This is a genomic window from Streptomyces sp. CNT360 (assembly GCF_000424785.1).
In genome coordinates this window covers 252,939-267,299 of record NZ_AUKO01000004.1, presented here as the reverse complement: position 1 = coordinate 267,299, position 14,361 = coordinate 252,939, and the positions used below count along the sequence as shown (strand labels likewise).

Genomic DNA, 14,361 nt, shown 5'->3' with positions numbered 1-14,361 from the left:
CATGCTGTGCACCCCGACGTGTAGGAGCGGCGCATGACCTCGACCTTCCCGGACATCTCGATCAGCACGGACCGGCTCGTGCTGCGCCCGTTCGAGGAAGCGGACGTGCCCGCGCTCACCGCCATGATGGCCGACGACCAGATCACGGCCTGGATGACGGCGCCCGTCCCCTACACCGAGTCCGAGGCCCACGACCTCGTCACCCGCGGCGCCCCCGCCCGCCGCACCAGCGGTGAGGGCATCGCCTTCGCCGTCACCGAACTCCTCACCCAGCGGCTCGTGGGCAGCGTCGAACTGCGCGCCACCGACTGGCGGGTGCTCTCCGCGGAGGCCGTCTACGCCACCGCCTCCTGGGCCCGCGGCGAGGGGTACGCCTGCGAGTCGCTGCTGGCGGTCGCCCAGTGGCTCTTCCACGACCAGAAGTTCGAGCGCCTGGAACTGCGCACCGCCGCCGACAACACCGCCGCCCAGCAGGTCGCCCAGAAGCTCGGCTGCATCAGCGAGGGAGTGCTGCGCAACGCCTGGATAGCGCGCACCCGCACCGAGAACTGGGGGAGCGCTCCTGCGGCGCCCGCTACCGCAGCCGACCAGCGCAGCGGCACACCGGAGCGCGCGGCCGGCGCCCAGGTCCAGGGCGGCTGGGCGGAGATCCGCACCGACCTCATCGTCTGGAGCCTGCTGCCCGAGGATCTCGACGGCTCCTTCGAGCGGCTCGGACCGCACTCCTGGTGACCGTCCCGCACGTCCGGTGACCGCCCTCGTCGGGTGACCGTCATGCCTGGTGACCGTCGCGCGGGCACCAAGGAGCCGCCGCCGGGAGCGGCCCGTCGCGGGGAGGGAGCGGACGGCTGCGCCGCAGCGGAACGGGGTACCCTCAGTGGGCCCCGACCTGCGATGAGCCCGAACCAGCCAGGAGACCCCCAGCATGGCCGACCGCGTCACGGTGATCGGGTGGGACGGTTCGCCGCTGACCGATGCCGCCCGCTCGGCCCTCGCCGCGGCCACCCTCGTCGCCGGGGCCGCACACCACCTCGCGCTGCCCGAGGTGCCGCCGCACGCCGAACGCATCCGGCTCGGCAGCGCCACCCTCGCGGCCCGCCGCATCGCCCGCCACCGCGGCTCCGCCGTCGTCCTCGCCGACGGCGACCCCGGCTTCTTCGGGGTCGTACGGACCCTGCGCGCGCCCGAGCACGGCCTGGAGGTCGAGGTCGTGCCCGCCGTCTCCGCCATCGCCGCCGCGTTCGCCCGGGCCGGTATGCCCTGGGACGACGCCCAGCTCGTCGTCGCCAACAGCCGCACCCTGCGCCGCGCCGTCAACGTCTGCCGCGCCCACAAGAAGGTCGCGGTCCTCACCTCGCCCGGCGCCGGGCCGGCCGAACTCGCCCTGCTGCTCGACGGCGTCCACCGCACCTTCGTCATCTGCGAGGCCCTGGGCACCGACCGCGAGCAGGTCACTGTGCTGACCTCCGACAAGGTCCCCGACCACACCTGGCGCGATCCGAACGTCGCCATCGTCGTCGGCGGCACGGGCGCCGAGGCCGATACCGGAGCACCCCAGGGCAGCGCCTGGCTGGCCGGACACGACGTCGGCTACCCGCCCGCCGTCCGCGGCTGGGCGCTGCCCGTCGCCGAGTACGCGGGAGTCGAGGCGCCGCCGCGGGCCGGTGAGACCGGGCAGCTCCGCGCCGCCCAACTGGCCAAGCTGGGGCCCCGCGTCGGCGACCTCGTCTGGGACATCGGCGCCGGCAGCGGAGCCTTCGCCGTGGAGGCGGCCCGGTTCGGCGCGGCCGTCATCGCCGTCGACAGCGACGCCGACGCCTGCGCCCGTGTCTACGCCGCGGCCCGGCGCTTCGGCGTGCAGTTGGAGACCGTGCACGGCATGGCGCCGCACATCCTCCAGGACCTGCCCGAGCCCGATGTGGTGCGGGTCGGCGGCGGGGGAGCGGCCACGGTCACCTCCGTCGCCGACCGTCGCCCCGCGCGCATCGTCACCCACGCCTCCACCAGAGACGAGGCAGAGGCGTTGGGAAGGGCGCTCGCCGAGCGCGGTTACGCCGTCGAATGCGCCCTGCTCCAGTCCGTCGAGTTGGAGACGGGGCACTGGTCGGAAACCGAACGCGCCGTCGTCTTCCTGCTGTCGGGTGTCCGGATCTGAACCCCTGTGACGCGCTGCGAACGAACCCCGGCGAAGTGCGGTTTCTCTCCCACCCGTGGCGGGCGCGGCACGCGACGACGGGTAGGCTGATGGACTGTTGTGCCACCGTTCGGGGTTGACGCTTCGTCCGTCATTGTCCGAATGGTGTAGGCGGAGGCACGTGCCGCACGGAGTGCGTGCTCGTTCTTCATCTACGGGGCGCGGCGGTCCGTCCGCCGGGTTGGAAGGAGCACCAGCGATGCGCGAGGGGAACGCATGACAGACACCGGTCAGATCCCGGGAGAGGGGCTGCCGGAGAACGCAGGCGGGCAGCAGCGGGAGGGTCGGCCGGACGTCCCGGCGCCGGACACCTACGCCTACGCCGACCCGTCGGGCGCCGTCGGTCAACCGCAGGACGGCGCCCACGCTCCCCACGGCTCCCACGGCTCCCATGACGAAGAGGACCTTCTGCTGATGCCCTCCGCCCAGGGCGCCTGGAGCGACCAGTCGACGGCGACCGGGGCCCTTCCGGCGCACGCCCATGGCCACGGTCAGGCGCAGCCGATGCCGCAACCACCGTCCGGACCGATGCCGCAGCCAGAAACGCTTCAGCAGCCGGAGACCGGCACCTACGCCTACGCGTACGACCTGCACCACCAGCACGCGGCCCAGCCGCCTCACGGTGACGGGCAGTTGACACAGCCGAGTGCGGCGTACCCGCAGGGAAGCGGGTTCGCGCAGGGGGAGAGCTACGCCGCAGGCGGCTCCGCAGCCAACGGCTACGGGGCGGGCGGTTACCCGGTCCCCGGTCAGGAGGGCGAGCCCCAGGCGACCAACGGCTACGTGGCCAACGGCTACGTGGCCAACGGTTACGCGCTCGACGGTCACGGGGTCGCCGGTCACGAGGACGGGGCCTTTGCGGCCAACGGCTACGACACCGCCGCGCAGACCTCCGGGTACGTTCCGCAGGAGGGCACGTACGGCGAGCCCGCCCAGCCCGGACAGCCCTTCGGTGAACAGCCCGCCGAAGCCCACGCCCCCGAGCCGGACGGCGCCGACCCGCAGGCGGTGCAACCGGCACCGGCGCCGCAGCCCGAGCCCGGGCTGACCACCGGGCCCGGTCCCCACGAGACGGACGGTCGCGACTCCGGCGCCATCGACGTGAGTTCCGTACGTCAGCCGCACCAGCCGCAGACCGCTCAGGCCACCACGCACAGCACCCCGCCGCACGGGACGCGGCGCCCGCTGCACCTCGGGCCGCCGGTTCCCGAGCAGTCCGGCACCGTCCGCCCCCTCTCCGAACGCCCCGCGGCGCAGGCCGCCCCGCAGGCGGCCCCTGTCCAGGGCGTTCCGGCGGGCGCCACGGACGAGACGGCCACGCAGGCCACGCCCCCCGGCGACGGCAGCCTGCCCGCGGAACAGCCGCAGCAGACGGTGCCCGTCCCCGTACCCGACACCGCCGCTGCCCAGGAAACCGCGGGGCAACCGCAGGCGGACGAACCGCGGTCGACGCAGCCCGCTGACGGGGCTCCGCAGCCCGGCACCGATCAGGCACCCGAAGCCGCGGCCTCCTCGGCTGCGGCCCCCGCACCGACCGGCGCGCCGTCGCAGGCCACGGAACCCGTGACCGAGGAACCGCTGCCCGGCCCGCAGCTCGGCCAACTCCCGCCGGAAGAGGGAGCCCAGGCGACGGATCCCGCGACCGGGCCTCACGGCGCGGCCGAGCACGCCGGGACAGCGGGTCCCGTGGTGACGCCCGCGGCGGACGCGGGGGCGGACGCCGCCGCTCCGGCGGCCGAGTCCGCCCCGTCCCGGGAAGAGGCGGCGCAGGACGGCCCGCCGCAGGACGCTGCCTCCGACGCCTCCGACGCCTCCGACGCCTCCGACGCCTCCGACGGCTCCGCTGCCCCCGACGGTCCCGACGCCTTCGACGGTCCCGTGCACCCGTCGGGGCTCCCGAGCGAAGTCCCGGCCTCCCCGGAGAGTCCGGCTGAAACCTCGGCCGGGGCGGGGGCCGTGGCTGCGAGCGACGCCTCGGCCGCGGAGGAGACGAGCGCGACCGAGGAGGAGCCGGTCCCCGGCGGCACCTCGGAAACCGACGAGGGCCAGCCCACCGACGGGGGCCGAGCCGTTGATGCGGGACCGGCGGCCGGTCAGGTCGAGGCCGCGGGTGGGGGAGAGGCGACCGGTGCCGCACCCCTGCCCGCAGAGGGAGCCGCGCAGGAGGCCGGACCGGCCACCGTCGCCGACCCCGGCGTCCCCGCGCCCCGGCAGGAGGCACAGCCGGGCGGGCTGCCCACCGTTCCCGGGCAGGGCGGCGAGCCCGAGCCCCGGCAGAGCGCCTCCCCGCAGTCCTCCGCGCCTGCGGCCCCGCCGATGAACCAGGACGCGGGCCAGGACACCGGCGTGTCTGCGCAGCCGCAGCCCGCCGTCGTTCCTGAGCAGGCCGCCGCACCCGCGTCCCCCATCCCCGTACCGTCGCCGGAGAGTCGACCCGGCAGTGCGCCCACACCGGCCGCCCTCCCGGAAGCCGAAGCCGCTCCCGCGCAGGCCGCTCCCGCACGGGCCGTTGCCGCGAAGGCTGCTGCTTCGCAGGCCGCGCCGAGCAGCCCGAAAGACAGCTCGACGGCGAGCGTCTCCGCGACGGGCAGCACGGATACGTCACACGCCCCGGACGCGGAGGTTGCGGACGCGGCGGAGACGGCCGACACGACCGATCCGGCGCCGTCCGAGGCGGCACGGGCAGCGGAGTCGGCCGAGGCATCCGTGACCGAGCCCGCCGAAGAGTCACCCGAACCGGCTGCGGTACCCGAGTCCGCCGAGTCCGAGACGCCGGTACCGGAGGCGGAAGCCGCCGCCGACGAGCCCGAAGCGGTGGCGGTCCCGGAGGAGATCTCGACCCCCGAGGCCGGGCCGGTGCCGGATGCCGACGCCCTCCCGGCGGAGTCCGACGCCTCCACGGCAGGGACCGCGTCCTCCGCGAACGCGGTCGACCCCCCGGTGGCCGAGGCCACCGACCCGGCACCGTCCCCGGACCCCGCCACGGAAGCGCCCGCCCCCCAGGACCCGGCAGCGCCCGACACGTCCGCCCCGACCGAGCCGGACACCGCCTCAGACGCGGACGCCGCCACGGAGCCGGACACCGCCACCGAGCCCGAGGCGGCCACCGCGTCGGGCCCCGCCGCCGAACCGGAGACGCCCACCGAGGCGGACCCCGCCACCGAGGCGGACCCTGCCGGCGAGGCGGGGGGCCCCGTGCCGGCCGGTGCTGCCCGGAGTGCTGCTCTCCCCGAAGGGGACCCCGCTCCGGGGTTCGCGGAGGCGGAGCGGGAGGCCGTGCACCGGCTGATGCGGGAGCGGCGGGACATCCGTAACGGGTTCCGGCCCGACCCCATCCCGCACGAGGTGCTGCTCCGTGTGCTGGAGGCAGCGCACACCGCACCGAGCGTGGGGCACTCGCAGCCGTGGGACTTCGTGGTCATCCGCTCGGAGGAGACCCGGCAGGCCATGCACGAGCTGGCCGAGGCGCAGCGTGACGCGTACGCCAAGTCGCTGCCCAAGGGGCGGGCGAAGCAGTTCAAGGAAATGAAGATCGAGGCGATCCGCGACACCCCCGTCAACATCGTGGTGACGGCGGACCCGACGCGCGGCGGCCGGCACACCCTCGGCCGCCGTACCCAGCCGCAGATGGCGCCCTACTCCTCCGCGCTGGCCGTCGAGAACCTGTGGCTGGCGGCGCGGGCCGAGGGGCTGGGCGTGGGCTGGGTCAGCTTCTTCGACGAGCGGGAGCTGGTGCGCGCTCTGGAACTCCCGGAGCACCTGGAGGTCGTCGCGTACCTGTGCGTCGGGTACGTCGACGAGTTCCCGGACGAGCCGGAGCTGATGCAGGCGGGCTGGTCGAAGCGGCGCCCGCTCTCCTGGGTCGTGCACGAGGAGTCGTACGGGCGCCGCGCGCTGCCCGGCGCCGAACCGACGGGCATGCTCGCCGAGACGCTGGGCACCATCCGCCCGCTGGACGCCAAGGCGCTCGGTGAGGCGTGGGAGCGGCAGAAGCGGATGACGAAACCGTCCGGCGCGCTCGGCATGCTGGAGATCATCTCCGCACAGCTGTGCGGGCTCTCCCGCAAGTGCCCGCCACCGATCCCCGAACCGGCCGCTGTCGCCGTGTTCGCCGGGGACCACGGGGTGCACGCGCAGGGAGTCACCCCGTGGCCGCAGGAGGTCACCGGGCAGATGGTGAGCAACTTCCTGTCCGGCGGTGCCGTCTGCAACGCGTTCGCCAACCAGGTGGGCGCCGAGGTGTGCGTGGTGGACGTCGGAGTGGCCGGGGAACTGCCCGCGCAGCCGGGCCTGCTGCCCCGCAAGATCCGTGCGGGCACCGCCGACATGACGGCGGGTCCGGCGCTGACCCGCGAGGAGGTGGAGCGGGCCCTGGAGGTCGGCATCGAGACGGCCCGCGACCTGGTCGCGGCGGGCAACCGGGCGCTGCTCACCGGCGAGATGGGCATCGCCAACACGACGGCGTCCGCCGCGCTCGTCGCCGCCTGCACCGGCGCCGACCCGGCGGAGGTCACCGGGCGCGGCACCGGCATCAACGACGAGACGCACGCCCGCAAGGTCGACGTCGTGCGGCGCGCGCTGGAGCGGCACCAGCCGGACCCGGCCGACCCGATCGGCATGCTGACGGCCTTCGGCGGGCTGGAGCACGCGGCGCTGGTCGGGCTGATCCTGGGGGGCGCCTCGCTGCGGACACCCGTCATCCTCGACGGGGTCAGTGCCGGGGCCGCTGCCCTGGTGGCCCGCGCGGTGGCACCGGAGGCCCTGGCCGCCTGCATCGCCGGGCACCGCAGCGCGGAGCCGGGGCACGTCGCGGCCCTCACCAAGCTGGGTCTGCGCCCGCTGGTCGACCTGGACCTGCGGCTGGGCGAGGGGACGGGGGCGCTGCTGGCGCTGCCCGTCGTGCAGAGCGCTGCCCGCGCCATGCACGAGGTCGCCACGTTCGATGCCGCGGGAGTCACCGAGAAGGGCTGACCCGCACCCGTGCGAGAGCGGCCCGGGGCCCCGCGGCCCGGGCCGACTCCTGCCGCCGCCGGGCGCTCGCACGGCCGTGGGATCCCGTCGAGCCCGTAGGTCGTGACCTGCGGTACAGCCCGGGCCGCCGGTCGCGCCTAGGCTGTACCCACCGTCCCCTCCCGGCCGCTCCACCGCCGCAGCGGCATCGCCGCCGGTTCGGTCCGCGAGCCGGCTCCACCCGAGAAGGATGCCGTCCCAGATGTCGGAAACCGCCGCTCCCGCCTACCCCGTAGGACTTCGCCTGGCCGGGCGTCGGGTCGTACTCGTGGGGGGTGGCACCGTCGCGCAGCGCCGGCTGCCCGCACTGGTGGCGGCCGGTGCGCAGGTCACGGTGGTCGCCCCCCGGGTGACGCCCTCGGTGGAGGCCATGGTCACCGGCGGTGAGATCACCTGGGAGCGGCGCGACTACGCCGACGGCGACCTGGACGGGGCCTGGTACGCGCTGGCCGCCACCGACGAGCCCGCCGTCAACGCCGCCGTCACCGCTGAGGCGGAGGCCCGCCGGGTGTGGTGCGTACGGGCCGACGACGCGGACGAGGGCACGGCCTGGACACCCGCGACGGGCCGCAGCGACGGCATCACCGTCGCCGTCCTCACCAGCGGTGGGCACGGCGCCGCGGGCCGCGATCCGCGGCGCTCGGCGGCGGTACGGGACGCCATCGTCGCCCGCCTGGGCGACGGCTCCCTCGTCGCCGGGCAGCACCGGCCCCGCAGCGGGGGAGTGGCTCTGGTGGGTGGCGGGCCCGGCGACCCGGACCTGATCACCGTGCGGGGCCGCCGGCTGCTGGCCGAGGCCGACGTCGTCGTGGCCGACCGGCTCGGGCCCCGCGACCTGCTCGACGAACTGCCGCCGCACGTGGAGATCGTCGACGCCGCCAAGATCCCTTACGGCCGCGCCATGGCACAGGAGGCCATCAACGCCGTCCTGGTCGACAACGCCAAGGCGGGCAAGGCGGTGGTACGGCTCAAGGGCGGTGACCCGTTCGTCTTCGGCCGCGGGATGGAGGAGGCCCAGCAGCTCGCTGCCGAGGGCATCCAGGTCACCGTGGTCCCCGGCATCTCCAGCTCGGTCAGTGTGCCCGGCGCCGTGGGCATCCCCGTCACGCACCGCGGGGTGGCCCACGAGTTCACCGTCGTCAGCGGGCACGTCGCTCCCAAGGATCCCAGGTCGCTGGTGGACTGGCCGGCGCTCGCCCGGCTGCGGGGCACGCTGGTGCTGCTGATGGCGGTGGAGAACCTCGGCCCCATCGCCGCGGCGCTCCGCGCCCACGGCCGCGCCGACGACACCCCCGTCGCCATGATCCAGGAAGGCACCATGGCCACCGAACGCCGTGTCGACGCGACCTTGGCCACGGCCGCCGACCGGGCCGTCGCGGAGAATGTCCGGCCCCCGGCCGTCATCGTCGTCGGCGACGTGGTGGCCGTGAACCCGCGCCCCCGCGACGGGGACTGAGCCGCACCGAGCCCCGTCGTACGCGGCGGTAACGACGCATTGGCACTTCGAGCGCGACAAGGCAGTATCGGCCCGTGGCTACCGCATCCTCACCCTCTTCCTCCCCGAGCCCGGCCGACGGCATCGTCACCGTCGACGACCCCGACGATCCCCGGCTGAGCGACTACACGGGACTGACCGACGTCGAGTTGCGCCGCACCCGCGAGCCGGCGGAGGGGCTGTTCATCGCGGAGGGGGAGAAGGTCATCCGCCGAGCCCGGCACGCCGGGTACGCGATGCGTTCCATGCTGCTCTCCGCCAAGTGGCTCGACGTCATGCGCGACGTCGTGGACGAGGTACCCGCCCCCGTCTACGCCGTCAGCCCGGAGCTCGCCGAACGCGTCACCGGCTACCACGTGCACCGCGGCGCCCTCGCCTCCATGCAGCGCAGGCCCCTGCCGACCCCGGACGAACTGCTGGCCACCGCACGACGCGTCGTGATCATGGAGTCGGTCAACGACCACACCAACATCGGCGCCATCTTCCGCAGCGCCGCCGCCCTCGGCATGGACGCCGTCCTGCTCTCGCCCGACTGCGCCGACCCGCTCTACCGCCGCTCGGTCAAGGTGTCGATGGGCGCCGTCTTCGCCGTCCCGTACGCCCGTCTGGAGAGCTGGCCGCGCGGCCTGGAGACGGTACGCGACGCAGGGTTCGAGCTGCTGGCCCTCACCCCGGACGAGAAGGCCGTCCCGCTCGACACCGTCGGCGGGGGCGCGGACCGGCGCACGGCCCTGATGCTCGGCGCCGAGGGCAGCGGCCTGTCCACCCGCGCTCTGCGCGCCGCCGACGAATGGGTCCGCATCCCCATGGCCCACGGCGTCGACTCCCTCAACGTGGGCGCGGCCGCCGCGGTCGCGTTCTACGCCATGGCGCAGTCACGCTCCGGGAGATGACCGCGCTGTGTCCGGTCCGCGAGCCGGCTCCGGCCCGCCCGGTCAGCCGCCCTGCGACGCCGGGGCCGGCACCTGCTCGCTGACGCCGCCCAGGCCACGGGCGGGACCCTCGCAGCCCTGCGCCGCGGCGATGCCCAGGGCCACCAGGAGGGTGACCACCACGAAGACGATCAGCCGCTGCCGCAGCAGCCGCCGCTTGCGGGCCGCGGCGCCGGGACGCGGGCGGCTGCCGTCCGGGCGGGGGCCGCGCCCCGTGCCCTGACGGGGCCCTGTGGGGCGGCCGTTCCCGGAGCGGTCACCTCCGCGGGACGGCGGCGGGCCCGCGGGGCGGCGGGTCCCGCGCTCGCCCGCCGGGCGGCCCCCGTTCCCTGTCGGGTGACCGGCGTCCCGCGACGGCCTGGAGGGCCGTGCAGACCGTGCCGCGTCGCCCGGCGCCGGGCGGGCGGTGCGCGACGCGGGGCGCCGCGCGGGAGCCGCGCTCTCGTGGCTCCGGCCGACGGCGTCCCGCTGGGTGCGCTGCTGTGCGTGGTGTTCGCGGGCCCGCCGCTCGGCGGACAGCGGTTCACGCCGGCCTCCGGGCAGCGCACGGGCACCGGCCGCGGGCCGCTCGCCGGGGTGCACCGGGACCGGCGGCCGGCTGCCGCCCGGCGTGGACGTCTCGCCGCCGTCGGTGAGGCCCCGGGCCTCCCGGGCGGCGATCTCCTTGAGCCGCAGCGAGAGCTGCAACGTGCTCGGCCGGTCCTCCGGCGCCTTCACCAGACAGGCGTGGATGAGGGGAGCCAGCGCGGCATGCACCTCGTCGAGTTGCGGCTCCTCGTGCACCACGCGGTAGAGCATCACGTCCGAACTTCCCTGCCCGAAGGGTGAGTCGGCTGTCGCCGCGTACGCCAGCGTGGCGCCCAGCGCGAAGACGTCCGTCGCGGGGGTGACCGCGGCGCCGCGTACCTGCTCGGGCGCCAGGAAACCGGGCGACCCGACAGCGGTACCGACGTGGGTGAGCGTGCTGGCTCCGGTCGCCCAGGCGATCCCGAAGTCGATGATGCGCGGTCCCTTGGGGGAGAGCAGGATGTTCGAGGGCTTCAGATCCCGGTGGACGACGCCGGCCTCGTGCACGGCGACCAGGCCCTCGGCGAGGGCCGCACCCACGGAGGCGACCTGCGAAGCGGGCAGCGGCCCACCCTCGTTCACCTTGTCGTGGAGGGAGGGCCCTGGCACGTACTGGGTGGCGAACCAAGGCCGGTCGGCCTCCAGGTCGGCGGCCACCAACCGGGCCGTGCACCCGCCGCGGATCCGGCGCGCGGCCGACACCTCTCGAGCGAAGCGGGAGCGGAACTCCTGGTCCTCGGCGAGGTCCGGGCGGATCACCTTCAGCGCCACCCGCTGGCCACGCCGGTCCGAACCGAGGTAGACGACACCCATGCCGCCGGCCCCCAGACGGCGGTGGAGCCTGAACGAGCCGACGACTCGCGGGTCCTCGCGCCGGAGCCGCATCATCGCCATGTCCGTTCCCTACCTCCGGTGTCCGGCGGGGAGGCCCCCACCTCCGGCCCGGTGGGAGGCCCCACCCGCTGACCGGTCCGTCTGACGACCACAGCTTACGGACTGCCGCGGCATGGCGACGATAGGCCGCGCACGCGGCGCCGGACGGAATGTCAGGGCACAGCGCGGGAAGGCAAGTCGCCGGAACGCGCCGGATGCGCGCGCCCACGCGCCCCCCGACGGCCGCGCCAAGGCGAGTGCTGACGAGGAGGATTGACGGAGCGACAGACAGTCGGTCAGGCGTGGGGGAGCCGGGCAACGGCCGTCTCCGGACGCCGGGGCGTCGGCCCTGCAGACGCCGCTGCGGGCCCGTCGACGGAGGCGCTGCATCCGTGGTGGAGTGAGCGAACTCACCCGTGGGAACGCCTCCGCCCGATACCCCCTGGGGGAAGACCCGGGCAAAGCGTGCCCCGCCTCCACCCTGGGGAGTAGTCCGCGCAGCGTGACGTCATCCTGCGGGAGGCCCCCGAGTCGGTACGCGCGCATGACGCTCCTGTGGACGCCCGTGCCTAATGTGGTGGTCAAGCGGCGGGCGCAGCACTCGTCCCCCGAGGTCAGACGTCCGCCGCCCCTAACGACGACAGGAGCGGATCATGGCGCACACCGCCGGGCGCACGGCGCCCCGAGGGAAGGGAAAGCTGGCGGCACTGGCCGCCCTCGGCACCCGTCCCGGCGGCCGGCGCCACCCGCTGGTGGCGGCCGCCATGGTGCTGCCACTCGCCCTCCTCCTCGGCCTGGTCTCGGGCTGGGGCCGGATGGTGCTGACACAGGCGTCGTCCGTTGCCGGAATGCTGGGGTCCTGAGCGGACCCCGGGCCCGGTGGAGCGGACCGGGTCGGGGACTTCCGGTGGTCAACAGCCCCGTGGGGACGGGGGTGCGGCGGACGGCAATGAGGCCCGGGCGGCTGGGGAGCTGCCCGGGCCTCCGTATTGCGCAGGCCCGTTCACTTCGGGTTTCCGCATCCTGCTGCACGCATGCGCATCCAGGGCCGCCGCACGGTGCGGCCCTGTCCCCGACTGCCGCACGGTGCGGTGCGCCTTGCGCCCTGCGTGGGCCGCGGTCCGCTGCCCGGACCGCGGGGGGCGTGACCCGGCCCCGGCCACCTTGCCGTCCGAGGCCGTGCCTGCCACTCCGCTCGGGGCCCGATGTCCCAGCGGTTCCGACGTCCCGGACCATCCGCACGCGCCGGGGCCGCCCTCCCGCCTCGGCCGCCGTACGCTGTCACTTCGCCGCCCAGGGGAGGGACCGTGCCGCTGTCTCACCGTTCCACCGCCGATCCCGCGCTCCATGGGGAGTTGGCGCGGCTCGCGGGGGCGGCCGAGGGGGCGGGGGAGGTGCTGGCCGAGCGGGCCGACGGGACCGTCGTACGTGTCGGTGACCGGGTCGCCAAGGCGCACGCCCCCGGGACCGACCCGCGTCACCTCGCCGTACGGGTGGGGCTCGCAGCCGCCGAGCCGTACGCAGGGGTTCTGCTGGCCCCGCTCCCCGGTACGGGCCCGGCCGCGTTGCCCGGCGGTCGCCTGGCGAGCCTTTGGCCCTACGGAGCACCCGTGGCCCCGGACGATCCCGGCGCCGCCCCCTGGAAGGCGGCGGGCAGGCTGCTGGCCCGCCTGCACACCGCACCCCTCCCCGCGCCGGGTGAGCCGACGGATCACCTCGCCCCGCGGGGCTGCCCCGCGCGGAACCACCCGCCGGGCGTCCGCGCACAGGTTGCTCCCCGGCACCGTCCCGCGCGGCTTCCCCCGATGCGGGGCCCGGCGAAGGCGGCCAGGGCCCTCGCGAGGATGCGCCGGGTGCCCGGGGACGCCCACGCGGCGGCGGCCCGTGCCGTGGAGCAGGCGTGGCTGGCGCTGCCCGCCTGGTGCCGTGCCGAGGAGCCGCCGCCCCACACCGGGACGCTGTGCCACGGCGACTTCCATCTGGGGCAGCTCGTCCGCTACCCGCAGCCCGCGGGGGAGTGGCATCTGATCGACGTCGACGACCTCGGCCTCGGCGACCCGGCGTGGGACCTGGCCCGGCCCGCCTGCTGGTTCGCGACGGGTCTCCTGCCGGCTGCCGACTGGGAGTGCTTCCTGGGCGGCTATGTGGGCACTCTCCGTGCCACCGGGGCCGGGGAGGGGCTGGCCGCGGACGATCCCTGGCCGCGTCTCGACGCCCCGGCCCGTGCCCTGACGGTGCAGAGCGCGGCGCTCTCCCTCGCCAAGGCGCGGGAGGCGGGGCGCGCTCTGGACGAGGCGGAGGAGGCGTGCGTTGCTGCCTGCACCCGCATCGCGGCCCTCGCTGTCAGGACCGAACTCCCCGTCCGCCAGGGGCCGTAGGGTGGGTGGGCCCGGCGGGTACGGGAGCTGGAATCCATCGCCGGTACCGGCCACCGGGCACGGGCAGAGAGGAAGAGAAAGATGATGTGTCCGAAGTGCGGTGCGCCCATGCACACGTACAACCGCAACGGGGTGCAAATAGAACAGTGCGCCAACTGCCGCGGGATCTTCCTCGATTACGGGGAACTGGAGGCGCTCACCAGGATGGAGTCGCAGTGGGCGCAGGCCGCCCCGCCACCGCCGCCCGCTCCGCAGGCGTACCCGGCGGGTCCGGCGTGGGGCGCTCCGCACCACGGCCATCACGGACACCATGGTCATCACCGGCACGGTGGCTTCGGGCGGATGCTCTTCTCCTCCTGACGCCCGGCGCCGGTCGACCGCTCACGCGCGCGGTCAGCCGGCGTGCGAGCACGCGAGAGGGCCCCGGCCGATCGGCCGGGGCCCTCCTTGTCGCGTGGACGATACTGGGATTGAACCAGTGACCTCTTCCGTGTCAGGGAAGCGCTCTCCCGCTGAGCTAATCGTCCGTGCGCGGTACTGGGATCGAACCAGTGACCTCTTCCGTGTCAGGGAAGCGCTCTCCCGCTGAGCTAACCGCGCAAGGGACCCGTACAGGCCCCGAAGGCCCTGGCGGGCCCGGTGGACGATACTGGGATTGAACCAGTGACCTCTTCCGTGTCAGGGAAGCGCTCTCCCGCTGAGCTAATCGTCCTTGGAGGTGGAGACGGGATTTGAACCCGTGTAGACGGCTTTGCAGGCCGTTGCCTCGCCTCTCGGCCACTCCACCGAGTGCGGGGGCCCCGGGAGGATCCCCCACATCGAGCGGACGACGAGATTCGAACTCGCGACCCTCACCTTGGCAAGGTGATGCTCTACCAACTGAGCCACGTCCGCAGGCGTCCGCTCGGGTTG

General features: G+C 75.1%; 9 protein-coding genes and 5 tRNA genes. 8 read left to right on the top strand and 6 right to left on the bottom strand.

Features of this window, described 5'->3' with window-relative positions; all coding sequences use genetic code 11:
- Positions 1-33: 33 nt before the first annotated feature.
- The 5 genes from H297_RS0111370 (at position 34) to H297_RS0111350 (ending at position 9,592) form a co-directional block, all read left to right on the top strand.
- Positions 34-732 carry a GNAT family N-acetyltransferase gene (locus tag H297_RS0111370; protein WP_027737138.1) on the top strand — a complete coding sequence of 233 codons (699 nt, stop codon included), beginning with the start codon at positions 34-36 and terminating at the stop codon, positions 730-732.
- 193 nt (positions 733-925) lie between these two features.
- Entirely contained in the window at positions 926-2,155 is a 1,230-nt protein-coding gene (cbiE, locus tag H297_RS0111365) for a precorrin-6y C5,15-methyltransferase (decarboxylating) subunit CbiE (RefSeq protein WP_027737137.1), read from the top strand.
- A gap of 255 nt (positions 2,156-2,410) precedes the next feature.
- Positions 2,411-7,165 (top strand): nicotinate-nucleotide--dimethylbenzimidazole phosphoribosyltransferase, encoded by a 4,755-nt coding sequence (gene cobT, locus H297_RS0111360; RefSeq protein WP_027737136.1) that lies wholly within the window; start codon positions 2,411-2,413, stop codon positions 7,163-7,165.
- 241 nt (positions 7,166-7,406) lie between these two features.
- On the top strand, positions 7,407-8,660 hold the full coding sequence (gene cobA, locus H297_RS0111355; protein WP_027737135.1) for a uroporphyrinogen-III C-methyltransferase: 1,254 nt from the start codon (positions 7,407-7,409) through the stop codon (positions 8,658-8,660).
- Positions 8,661-8,734: 74 nt separating this feature from the next.
- Positions 8,735-9,592 (top strand): TrmH family RNA methyltransferase, encoded by an 858-nt coding sequence (locus H297_RS0111350; RefSeq protein ID WP_051351750.1) that lies wholly within the window; start codon positions 8,735-8,737, stop codon positions 9,590-9,592.
- A 42-nt stretch (positions 9,593-9,634) separates the two neighbouring features.
- Here H297_RS0111350 and H297_RS0111345 read toward each other — a convergent pair whose 3' ends face one another.
- Positions 9,635-11,092, bottom strand: a complete 1,458-nt coding sequence (locus H297_RS0111345) for a serine/threonine protein kinase (protein ID WP_027737133.1) — start codon at positions 11,090-11,092, stop codon at positions 9,635-9,637.
- Between the two features lie 632 nt (positions 11,093-11,724).
- On the opposite strand from H297_RS0111345, the gene H297_RS0111340 reads away from it, so the two are divergent.
- From H297_RS0111340 to H297_RS0111330, 3 genes are all read left to right on the top strand, one after another.
- Entirely contained in the window at positions 11,725-11,934 is a 210-nt protein-coding gene (locus tag H297_RS0111340) for a hypothetical protein (RefSeq protein ID WP_027737132.1), read from the top strand.
- Between the two features lie 450 nt (positions 11,935-12,384).
- Positions 12,385-13,449, top strand: coding sequence for a phosphotransferase (locus H297_RS35850; RefSeq protein ID WP_051351785.1), 1,065 nt, complete (start codon positions 12,385-12,387; stop codon positions 13,447-13,449).
- An 81-nt stretch (positions 13,450-13,530) separates the two neighbouring features.
- Complete coding sequence (locus tag H297_RS0111330; RefSeq protein ID WP_027737131.1) at positions 13,531-13,809, top strand: TFIIB-type zinc ribbon-containing protein; 279 nt, start codon at positions 13,531-13,533, stop codon at positions 13,807-13,809.
- 95 nt (positions 13,810-13,904) lie between these two features.
- Here H297_RS0111330 and H297_RS0111325 read toward each other — a convergent pair.
- The 5 genes from H297_RS0111325 to H297_RS0111305 all read right to left on the bottom strand — a co-directional run bounded on the left by H297_RS0111325 (position 13,905) and on the right by H297_RS0111305 (position 14,343).
- Positions 13,905-13,976: transfer RNA gene (locus H297_RS0111325), tRNA-Val, on the bottom strand.
- Between the two features lies 1 nt (position 13,977).
- Positions 13,978-14,049, bottom strand: a tRNA-Val gene (locus H297_RS0111320).
- A gap of 40 nt (positions 14,050-14,089) precedes the next feature.
- Positions 14,090-14,161, bottom strand: a tRNA-Val gene (locus H297_RS0111315).
- A gap of 1 nt (position 14,162) precedes the next feature.
- Positions 14,163-14,236, bottom strand: a tRNA-Cys gene (locus H297_RS0111310).
- Between the two features lie 34 nt (positions 14,237-14,270).
- A tRNA-Gly gene (locus tag H297_RS0111305) sits at positions 14,271-14,343 on the bottom strand.
- Between the last annotated feature and the right edge of the window lie 18 nt (positions 14,344-14,361).

What these genes read in the sequence shown, in the direction of transcription:
- H297_RS0111370 (WP_027737138.1), top strand. Translation starts at nt 34, where the DNA reads ATGACCTCGACCTTCCCGGACATCTCGATCAGCACGGACCGGCTCGTG.
- cbiE (WP_027737137.1), top strand. Translation starts at nt 926, where the DNA reads ATGGCCGACCGCGTCACGGTGATCGGGTGGGACGGTTCGCCGCTGACC.
- cobT (WP_027737136.1), top strand. Translation starts at nt 2,411, where the DNA reads ATGACAGACACCGGTCAGATCCCGGGAGAGGGGCTGCCGGAGAACGCA.
- cobA (WP_027737135.1), top strand. Translation starts at nt 7,407, where the DNA reads ATGTCGGAAACCGCCGCTCCCGCCTACCCCGTAGGACTTCGCCTGGCC.
- H297_RS0111345 (WP_027737133.1), bottom strand. Translation starts at nt 11,092, where the DNA reads ATGGCGATGATGCGGCTCCGGCGCGAGGACCCGCGAGTCGTCGGCTCG.
- H297_RS0111340 (WP_027737132.1), top strand. Translation starts at nt 11,725, where the DNA reads ATGGCGCACACCGCCGGGCGCACGGCGCCCCGAGGGAAGGGAAAGCTG.
- H297_RS0111330 (WP_027737131.1), top strand. Translation starts at nt 13,531, where the DNA reads ATGATGTGTCCGAAGTGCGGTGCGCCCATGCACACGTACAACCGCAAC.